This window comes from Pseudoalteromonas sp. 5Ae-yellow (assembly GCF_014077565.1).
Classification (GTDB): domain Bacteria; phylum Pseudomonadota; class Gammaproteobacteria; order Enterobacterales; family Alteromonadaceae; genus Pseudoalteromonas.
Genome location: NZ_JACGWD010000030.1, coordinates 37,458 through 46,994, shown reverse-complemented (window position 1 = coordinate 46,994; position 9,537 = coordinate 37,458). Strand labels below are relative to the sequence as shown.

General features: G+C 38.6%; 7 protein-coding genes. 5 read left to right on the top strand and 2 right to left on the bottom strand.

What is annotated here, in order from left to right:
• Positions 1-131: 131 nt before the first annotated feature.
• On the bottom strand, positions 132-2,552 hold the full coding sequence (locus H4J63_RS09965; protein WP_138490081.1) for a TonB-dependent siderophore receptor: 2,421 nt from the start codon (positions 2,550-2,552) through the stop codon (positions 132-134).
• 218 nt (positions 2,553-2,770) lie between these two features.
• Positions 2,771-4,048: an amidohydrolase family protein gene (locus H4J63_RS09960; protein WP_182196284.1), complete on the bottom strand. Its 1,278-nt coding sequence runs from the start codon at positions 4,046-4,048 to the stop codon at positions 2,771-2,773.
• A 154-nt stretch (positions 4,049-4,202) separates the two neighbouring features.
• On the opposite strand from H4J63_RS09960, the gene H4J63_RS09955 reads away from it, so the two are divergent.
• From H4J63_RS09955 to H4J63_RS09935, 5 genes are all read left to right on the top strand, one after another.
• Positions 4,203-6,044, top strand: coding sequence for a DUF885 family protein (locus H4J63_RS09955; protein WP_182196281.1), 1,842 nt, complete (start codon positions 4,203-4,205; stop codon positions 6,042-6,044).
• A gap of 97 nt (positions 6,045-6,141) precedes the next feature.
• The gene (locus H4J63_RS09950; protein ID WP_004334734.1) at positions 6,142-6,654 is read left to right on the top strand and encodes a YcgN family cysteine cluster protein; all 513 of its coding nucleotides are present in this window, start codon (positions 6,142-6,144) and stop codon (positions 6,652-6,654) included.
• Positions 6,654-7,166 carry an RNA methyltransferase gene (locus H4J63_RS09945; protein ID WP_182196279.1) on the top strand — a complete coding sequence of 171 codons (513 nt, stop codon included), beginning with the start codon at positions 6,654-6,656 and terminating at the stop codon, positions 7,164-7,166. The genes H4J63_RS09950 and H4J63_RS09945 overlap by 1 nt, the downstream gene beginning before the upstream one ends.
• Positions 7,167-7,244: 78 nt before the next feature.
• Complete coding sequence (locus H4J63_RS09940; protein WP_149603708.1) at positions 7,245-8,135, top strand: ABC transporter substrate-binding protein; 891 nt, start codon at positions 7,245-7,247, stop codon at positions 8,133-8,135.
• A gap of 88 nt (positions 8,136-8,223) precedes the next feature.
• Entirely contained in the window at positions 8,224-9,480 is a 1,257-nt protein-coding gene (locus tag H4J63_RS09935) for a sugar MFS transporter (protein ID WP_138490084.1), read from the top strand.
• The last annotated feature ends 57 nt before the right edge of the window (positions 9,481-9,537 follow it).

Sequence of the window (9,537 nt, the reverse complement as noted above, 5' to 3'; positions counted from 1 at the left end):
AATCTTTTTGCTATGTCTAAACCAATTGTTGTAATCTTCATTTTGGTCTTCTCCCTTTGATTATTGTAACCACTTTAATCATGGCACATAGATGCCGTATAGGGAGGAGACCATTACATCAGGTTAACAAGTTAAAGAGTGTAACTAAAACTTAGTTTTGCATTACGCTCTTCCCCTGGCATACCACCTAAAAACATCGCTTTTGAATAATACTTTTTGTTGAACAAGTTATTTAAGTTTAACTGCATATGCCATTTATCAGTTGTATACGATACAGCTGTATCGTAAGTCGTATAGCTTGGTACATAACCATCAGGAATCGAGAATGAACTTGAATTAGTACTTCTGTTATCTACAAATGTAATACCACCACTTATATTTACAGCTTCAGGTAAATTAAACATATCTGCGTAGTAGGTTACCCACGTACTTGCTGTTACGTAAGGCACACCTTTTTGGCGTGTGTCGTAACTACTGCTGTTAGGATTACTTTTGTCACGTGCATCTTGATAAATACCATTTACGTTTACTTTCCATTTATCGTTCAAGTAAGCATTTAAATCAAGCTCAACACCTTTTGTTTGCTCTTTACCATCATAATAGCTTTCAGGTACATCTGAGCTTGATGTTAAAGCGTCATAAAGCGGGTTTGCGTATTCTAAATTAGTACGAGAGCTTTCAAATATAACAACAGATGCGAGTAGTTGGTCATCAAATGCTTTAAATCTAAAGCCTAGGTCGTTACTTATAGACTCTGAATCTTCTCGGTCAGCTTCGTTACCTGCCACAGAGCCTAATACACTATACGCTGTACGTCCTTTTGAATGATTTACAAATACAGATAAATCTTCAGATGGCTGATACGTTGCACCAAGGTTATACGTTAAGCCAGAATCTGATGTACTCGCTTCAGGTGTTGGCTCTGCACGGCTAGAACTGTAACGCTCATCAACACCAAAGTGCTCATAAGTTTGCTCAATTCGGTTATATGCCACACCAATACGCGTTGTAAGTTCTTCAGTTATGTAACCAACATGTTGAATGCCTAAGCCCCATGCTTGTACTTTTTTATTGTAGTCACTTGTTTTAAGCGGATCGTAATCTTCAAAGTTACCGGTTGGCCAATTTGGTTCTCTTATATCGTAAATATACGGCAAAGAACCTTGGTACGTTACATCACCATCATTGTTTGTGAGTACGTAATCTTGATCCCATATTGAGAATTGTTTAAAACGAATATCTCTATCTTCGTAGTTGGCGTTAACTAGTAATTCGTTATCTACGTCGCCTAACATAAAGTCATAACGTAAATCTAAGAAGTACTGCCACGATTTCTCATCTGCTTCTACTTGGCGGTATTCTTGGCGGCGTGCTGCATACGGGTATAGTACACCGTCTTCAACTAATGGAGCACGAGGGTCGTTATTAATTATTCCATCGCGTGTTGAATAGACGTAGTTATATGCACCTGTTTGGCGCGCAAAACTTGATGTGTAGTTACGGTACTGTAGCTGCTGGTTTAAAAACAAATCGTCAGTAATGTAATAGTTATGCGTTAATTTAAAACGCAACTCTTCACCTTCGTTAGCATCAGCCATTGGTGAAATAATACCATTTGTGCCAAAGCTATAAGGTGTTAAGCCATCAGATGCAGATAATGAATTAGCAAGTTGGTCGCGTTGTGCATCACTTAACTGTACGCCGCTTCCTGTTGGATCGTTTACTAAATCGGCACCGGTTACTTCACCCGCGCTTAAACCATTTGCAGTTTCTGCATTGTAAATACGAATAGGGTGACCAATAGAATCAACCGCTATTTCATCTTTTATATAGGCTGCAGAAAGCATGATGTTTTGTCTGTCATTAAGCACGTATTTAAGCGAGGTATAAATTTCGTCGCGATCCTCTTTTAAATCGCGAAATCCGTCACTTGACGCTGTTTTAGCCATAACACGATAAGCTAAATCATCTGTTATAGCGTTAGTGCTATCAAACGATAATGAATAGCTATCCCACTGGCCAAGCTCAGCCGATACTTTGTGTTTTTCTTCAAACTCTGGCTTTTTTTCAATTAGGTTAATTACGCCACCTGCGCTACCAATGCCATATAAACCTGTTGCAGGGCCTTTTAAAACCTCAACAGATTCAACATTTGTAAGTGAACGAGTTGGGTTAAATGTATTACCCAGGCCTGCACCACCGTACATACCATCGTAGGTGTAGTTTGCATCTAAACCACGAATTACTAAGTTATCACCAATACCGTAATTATTACCTGCTTGTGTTAAGCCACTTACGTTTCTAACTAAATCTTGTAAGCTATCTACACCTTGAGATTCAATCAGTTCTCGGTCAATAATTACAACCGGTGCAGGTGTTTCCATTAAAGACATGTCTGATTTAGTAGCAAGACCAGAGCTCATCACCACGCGGTTTTGCTTTTCGTATACGCTGATGCGTTCAATATCAGCATCAACTTGTGTATTTTGGGCAAATGCCATATTTGCATTTAAACAAGCAAGAGTAATAAGAGAGTACTTAAACGTTTTCATAGAGTGATAACTATTCGCGTTATTGAATTTGCGCGAATGATAATGGTTATTGTTTTTAAAGTGAATAGAAAGTTCATTTTATTTGATTAAATAAAACTGTTCGGATAATTAATAGACAAAAGCGAGTCTAATAGGGGGACGGTGTCCCTTTTATGGCATATTCAATATGGGTGAGAGTTTTATTAAGGCTGAGTAAACTCAGCCTTAATAGTGTGTATTTACAACTGGTTTTTATAAACAACACCTGCTTTCATTACAAAAGGTACTGCCTCTAAGGTTTTAATACTTTTAAGAGGATTTGCTTTTACCGCAATTATATCAGCTGCAAATCCGGTTTTAATTTGTCCTAACTGAGTATCCATTTTTAATAACTTAGCGCTATTAATAGTGGATGCTTGAATGGCTTGTAGTTCTGTCATGCCAAATTCAACCATGCGGCTAAACTGTTTTGCATTATCTCCGTGCGGGTAAATTGCTGCATCGGTACCGAACACCATTTTAACACCCGCTTTTACAGCACGGCTAAAGCTATCACGTTGCCTTTTAGACACTTGGCGCTCTTTATTTAGGTTTTCTTCGTCTACGCCGTTTTGCTCGCCATAAGTTAGCGTATATTCGGTGTTATAAATATCCATAGAAAGCCAAGTTCCATGCTCTTTGGCAAGTGCTATCGCTTCGTCATCTAAAAAGCTGGCGTGCTCTACGCTATCAACACCCGCTTTAATGGCCGTTTTAATCCCGCTTGTGCCGTGTGCATGGGCAGCTACTGGTAAATCTCGCATATGGGCTTCATCAACAATGGCTTTCATTTCTTCAAAAGAATACTGCTGTGCACCTACTTTAGTCCCTTTTGAAAATACTCCACCTGTGGCGCAAAACTTAATAGCATTTGCCCCGTATTTAATATTTTCGCGTACTTTTATACGCGCAGCCCATGGACCGTCTGCGACGCCACTTGAAGTATATTTAAGCTCAGGAGGTAGGCGGTTGTTATCACAGTGCCCGCCAGTAATGCCGAGTGATGGGCCTGCAGCCCAAATACGAGGGCCAACTATGTCACCCGCATTTATGCCGTCACGCACCGCTATAACGCTGTAACCTTCTGCGCCAACATTACGTACTGTTGTAAATCCAGCTTCTAAGGTTTTTTTAGCAAAATGAGCCGCTTTAATCGCCATTCTAGGTACTGATTGACCCAAGCGTTCACTGCGCGGAACCGTAGGGTCGCTTGTTAGATGCACATGCATATCCATTAAACCTGGCATAAGGGTTAAATCAGGGAGTTGAATATGTTTATCATCTTTAGACAGCGTTGGTTTTTTATTTTGTTCAATGTTTGTAATTACGCCATCATCAATAGTAATTAAAGGGGATTTAATTAGCTTGCCATCTTCAACATCAACCATGGCTTTAGCCGATAGGTATGTAACTGCATGGGTATTAAATGTGGTTAAGCAAAGTAAGGCAATAGAGGTGCTGAGTAGTTGTTTTTTCATTTTATTTTTCTTTTAAATCATATTTGAATTAATAGAAATGTAACAAGTTCAGATAAAAGTGCAAATTTAATACGATGAATGCAATCTATCGTAATTTCTTTATTAAGCACGGTTTAATGCGCATAATTAAGAAACGATATTAAAAAGGATTAACATGAAATCAATTAAATTAGCATTAGTTGCCAGTGGCGTTATGTTTGCTTTAAGTGGCTGTATGAATACTGAGCTTAGTACACAGACTAATACCAGTACACAGTTAAACACAGTTAACGCATCGGCAGGTATTGTTTCAGAGCTTTCAGCAGAGCAACAGCTCGATGTACTTGTTGCACAGTATTACGATGAATCGCTCACATATAGCCCTATCAGCGCAACGTACAATGGTCGTAACGAGTTTAACGATCAATTTACGCCTGAGATTTCAAAAGAAAATAGAGCTAAAAAAGCGGCTTTTTATAAAAAATATCAACAGCGTTTAAACTTTATAGATAAAGCACAGTTAACAGGGCAGTCGCTTTTAAGTTTTGAAATATTAGAGCGCGACCTTGCACTTAAATTAGAAGGCATGCAGTTTCCTGATTATTTACTACCAATAAATCAAATGGCGGGTGCGCATAACACCTTTGCAGGTTTTGGTTCAGGTCAAAGTGCTCAGCCGTTTAATACCGTTGAAGATTACACCGCTTTTATCTCGCGTAGCGAAGGTTTTGTAAAGTGGCTTGCCAGTGTAGAGCGTTCAATGGCGCAAGGCATTAAACTAGGTATTACGTTACCAAAACCACTTGCTGAAAAATTACAGCCACAATTTGCAGCTCATGTAGTTAAAAATGCCGAAGATTCATTATTTTGGGGACCAATTAAAAAATTACCAGAATCGTTTAGCGCACAGCAAAAGCAAAAAATTACAGCGCAGTATCGTCAATTGATTATGCAGCACTTAGTACCGGCTTATAAAAGCATGAGCGACTTTTTAGCTAATCAGTATATTCCTAATAGTCGAGAAAGCGTAGGTTACAGTGACTTACCAAACGGTAAAGCGTGGTACGAATACCAAATTAAGAAAAACACAACGCTTAGCTTATCTGCAGACGAAATTCATGACATTGGTTTAAGTGAAGTGTCGCGCATTTTAAGCGAAATGAAAAAAGTAAAAGAAACCGTAGGCTTTAAAGGTGAGTTATCAGAATTTTTTGATCATTTACGTGATTCAGATGAATTTTACTACGACACGCCTGAGGAGTTAATTGCGGCATATGAAAACGTTAAGAAAAAAATAGATGCGCGTTTGCCTCTACTTTTTAACATAGCCCCCAAAGCACCTTACGTTGTAAAAGCAGTTGAAGCATACAGAGCGCAGTCGGCAGCAGGTGCATCCTATGCATCTCCGGCGCCTGATGGCTCTCGTCCTGGTATTTTTTATATCAATGCTTATAACTTAAAAGCGCAGCCTAAATTTTTACTCGAAACTTTATCGATTCACGAAGCAGCCCCGGGTCATCACTTTCAAATAGCACTTCAGCAAGAAATTGAGGGCTTACCTGATTTTCGTAAATTTGGTGGTTATACCGTGTTTGCAGAAGGTTGGGCGCTTTACGCAGAAAGCTTAGGCAAAGAGCTAGGCTTATTTACCGACCCTTATATGTGGTATGGACGTTTATCGGATGAGCAATTACGCGCAATGCGTTTAGTGCTTGATACCGGTTTTCATGCAAAAGGGTGGACGCGTCAACAAGGTATAGATTACATGCTTGCAAATTCATCTATGGCCAAGAGTGATGTAATTGCAGAGGTTGAGCGATATATTGCATGGCCAGGACAAGCGCTTTCTTACAAGTTAGGGCAATTTAAAATTCAAGAATTACGTGATTTTTCTAAAAAACAACTGGGTGATAAATTTGATATTAAAGCGTTTCACACGCAAATATTAATTGATGGCGCATTGCCAATGCCAATTCTAGAGGAAAAAATTAAGCGTTGGGTTAAATCTCAAAGCTAATTTGTAGCGCAAAGCCAGTACTTTGAAAGGGTATTGGCTTTGCGCCATTTACAGCAATACGGTAGAATGCGCGCTCTTTAGGGGGCACGAGTAAACTATGTTTGATCAACAATTAGCAAATACACAATTTTGGCTTAAAAAAAGCTTAAGCGACATGAGTCAAAACGAATGGGAAGCCATTTGTGATGGATGCGGAAAATGTTGTTTAAATACGTTTATTGATAGCGAAGATGAAGACGAATTTACCGCCACCGATCAGTTACGCGAAGGTGAGCAATTAATATTTACTAATATTGTATGTCAGTATCTTGATAACAACACCTGTGGTTGTAGCGAATATGAAAACCGCCAAACGCTTGTTCCTTCTTGTGTAAAACTCACAAAAGAAAACCTTAAAGACATCTTTTTTATGCCACAAAGCTGCAGTTACCGTCGTTTACATGAAGGTCGTGGTTTGGCTTCTTGGCATCCGTTATTAAATAATGGTGATAAAACAAAGATGCATGAGCTAGGTATTTCTGTAAAAGACAAAACAGTAAAAGATTGCGATGTAAAGCTCGACGACTTTGATTTGTACATTGCAGAATGGCCAACAAAGGACGTAGATTAATGAGTAAACAACAAGCCGTAATTGGTTTAATCAATCCTAAAAGCCCGACTAATGTTGGTGGTGTATTGCGAGCAGCTGGCTGTTATGACGCTAAACAAGTTTTTTTTACAGGCAATCGCTACTTAAATGCCAAAAAATTCCATACAGATACAAAAAATGTAGTGGAGCGTATTCCTTTAACCGAAACAGATAATTTAGAAGCAATAAAGCCACAAGGCGCAAAGGTTGTGGTTATTGAGCTTATTGAAGGTGCAACACCTTTACCTGAGTTTAAACATCCTGAAAATGCATTTTATGTATTTGGGCCCGAAGATGGTTCTGTATCAAAAGACGTCTTAAAGTGGTGCGATGAGGTTGTTTATATTCCAACTATTGGCTGTATGAATTTAGCGGCAACCTGTAATGTAGTTTTGTATGACCGCTTGGCTAAATTAGGCGGCGTTGAGAGTAGTGACGATACTATTATTAGCTCTCGTGATACAAACAATAAAATGAGGTGGCAAAAAAGCTGATTAGTTAAGGTTTATTTGTGCAAAAGTGTTAGTAGTAGCTAAACTTAAAAACACTATTAATCACAAATAGATACTAAAATGCGCTGGTTTTATTTTATATTATTGCTAACAACTAGTAATAGTTTTGCTGAAACATCGGTTGAGTATTTTCAAAACGGTACTCAACACACTTTAAATGGGCATTCCCATAAATCAGGGGTGCTCTATGAAGCTAAAAACTCCAAACAAACACTTCATCTAGCCACACTCGATTGGCCTCCCTATATTGGTAATAATGTATGTAATAAAGGCTGGGTTTATCAATTTTCAATTGCCTTGTTAAATAGTAAGGGCTACAGCGTATATATTGAATTTTTGCCTTGGGCAAGAGCGGTAAGAAATGTAGAACTAGGCAGGGCTGACATACTAATGCCTGAATACTTTATAGAAGATACAGCCCCCTCCGATTACGTTGATGGTAAAACACGTCGAGAATTACTCGGCTTATCTAATTCGTTTAAAGGTGGCGAAATTGCTTTTTTAAAAAGGAAAGGCGATACAGACCATTTCACAGGAAACTTAAAATCACTTAAAGGGCAAAAGATTGGTGTTGTTCGAGGGTATCAAAATACGCCAGAGTTTGATGCCATGATGGACAATGGCGAGTTTGAAGTTATCACCTCTGTTGATGATTTACAGCTTGTTAAGCTACTGACTGCTAAACGTGTTGATTTGGTTATAGGCGATCCTCAAGCTTTGAAATCATCTGTGGCTTACTCCTCTTTAACTAAACCTGAAAAACAGTCTTTGCTTTCTTCCATTGAGCAAGAAAGCATTCCTTTGCAATATAACTCGTTATATTTTGCCATTAGTAAGCGTGCGCATAATTGGCTTTTAGTATTAGAGGATATAAACGAAGGGCTTTATCAGTTTAATAACAGTGGCGAAATTGACCGAATTATTAGTGCGACCAACACGCAATGTGAATAACGTTACTGGAACGTTCCATAAGTGCGCTGACTAATTTATATTTAAACATGTAAAATCGTTTTCAACTTGTTAATGGAGTGAAAACGACGTGAGTGAAATAAATACAAACCAATCATTCGCGGTCAACGAACAGCCAAATAAAAATTATCTGTTTCCACTGACTGCAATGACGACCCTATTTTTTTTATGGGGTTTTATTACTGTTTTAAACGATGTACTAATACCACGCTTAAAAGGCGTATTTGATTTGAGCTTTTTTGAAGCGATGCTAGTACAGTTTTGCTTTTTTGGGGCTTACTTTATTGTTTCTATTCCTGCGGGGCTTTTAGTTAAGCAATTTGGTTACAAAAAAGGGATTTTAACTGGTTTAATTGTGGCTTCAATGGGGTGTATGTTGTTTTACCCTGCTGTTGTAGTACATGAATATTGGCTATTTTTAGGCGCTTTATTTGTACTTGCTGCAGGCGTAACAGTACTTCAGGTTTCTGCCAATCCTTATGTTGCTGCTCTTGGCAGCGAAAAAACAGCTTCTTCTCGTCTAAATTTAGCACAAGCACTTAATGCGCTTGGTACTACCGTTGGGCCTTATGTTGGTGGTTTATTATTTTTCGGTACGGCAGGTAGTTTAGCCGCATCGGCAGCAACTGCTGAATCTGTAAAAGTGCCTTATTTAATGCTTGCGGGCGCTTTATTACTTATCGCTATTGTATTTGCCTTTATAAAGCTTCCAGAAATTGAAGCCCACAAAGAGGAAAATAATACAGCAATTGAATCTCGTTCGTTATTGCAAGCACCGCACTTAACTATGGGTGTACTTGCTATATTTTGCTACGTAGGCGGGGAAGTTGCCATTGGCAGCTTTTTAGTTAACTACTTTGGTGAGGCGCACATAGCAGGGCTTGAAGAGCATACTGCGGCCGCACTTATTAGTTATTACTGGGGCGGGGCAATGGTAGGGCGTTTTATAGGCTCTGTATTATTACAAAAGATTGCACCTTCTAAAGCTATAGCGTTTAATGCATTTAGTATTATTGCGCTATTATTGATCACTATTTTTACTCAAGGTGACGTAGCTTTATACTCAGTATTGGCTATTGGTTTATTTAACTCAATTATGTTCCCGACTATATTTTCAGTTGCAATCGAGCGACTAGGATCATTGACGAGCAAAGGTTCTGGCTGGTTATGTTTAGCAATTGTTGGTGGTGCACTTGTACCATTACTGCAAGGGTTTATAGCTGATACAGTAAATATACAGCAAAGCTTTTTTGTTCCAATGTTATGTTATGTATTTATTGCATGGTATGGTTTAAATGTTGTTCGCTTAGCAAATAAGTGGAAATAACAGACTATACAAGAGTGACTGAATACGTATTCAGTCACTTATAAAGCTACATTTAAT

What these genes read in the sequence shown, in the direction of transcription:
- H4J63_RS09965 (WP_138490081.1), bottom strand. Translation starts at nt 2,552, where the DNA reads ATGAAAACGTTTAAGTACTCTCTTATTACTCTTGCTTGTTTAAATGCA.
- H4J63_RS09960 (WP_182196284.1), bottom strand. Translation starts at nt 4,048, where the DNA reads ATGAAAAAACAACTACTCAGCACCTCTATTGCCTTACTTTGCTTAACC.
- H4J63_RS09955 (WP_182196281.1), top strand. Translation starts at nt 4,203, where the DNA reads ATGAAATCAATTAAATTAGCATTAGTTGCCAGTGGCGTTATGTTTGCT.
- H4J63_RS09950 (WP_004334734.1), top strand. Translation starts at nt 6,142, where the DNA reads ATGTTTGATCAACAATTAGCAAATACACAATTTTGGCTTAAAAAAAGC.
- H4J63_RS09945 (WP_182196279.1), top strand. Translation starts at nt 6,654, where the DNA reads ATGAGTAAACAACAAGCCGTAATTGGTTTAATCAATCCTAAAAGCCCG.
- H4J63_RS09940 (WP_149603708.1), top strand. Translation starts at nt 7,245, where the DNA reads ATGCGCTGGTTTTATTTTATATTATTGCTAACAACTAGTAATAGTTTT.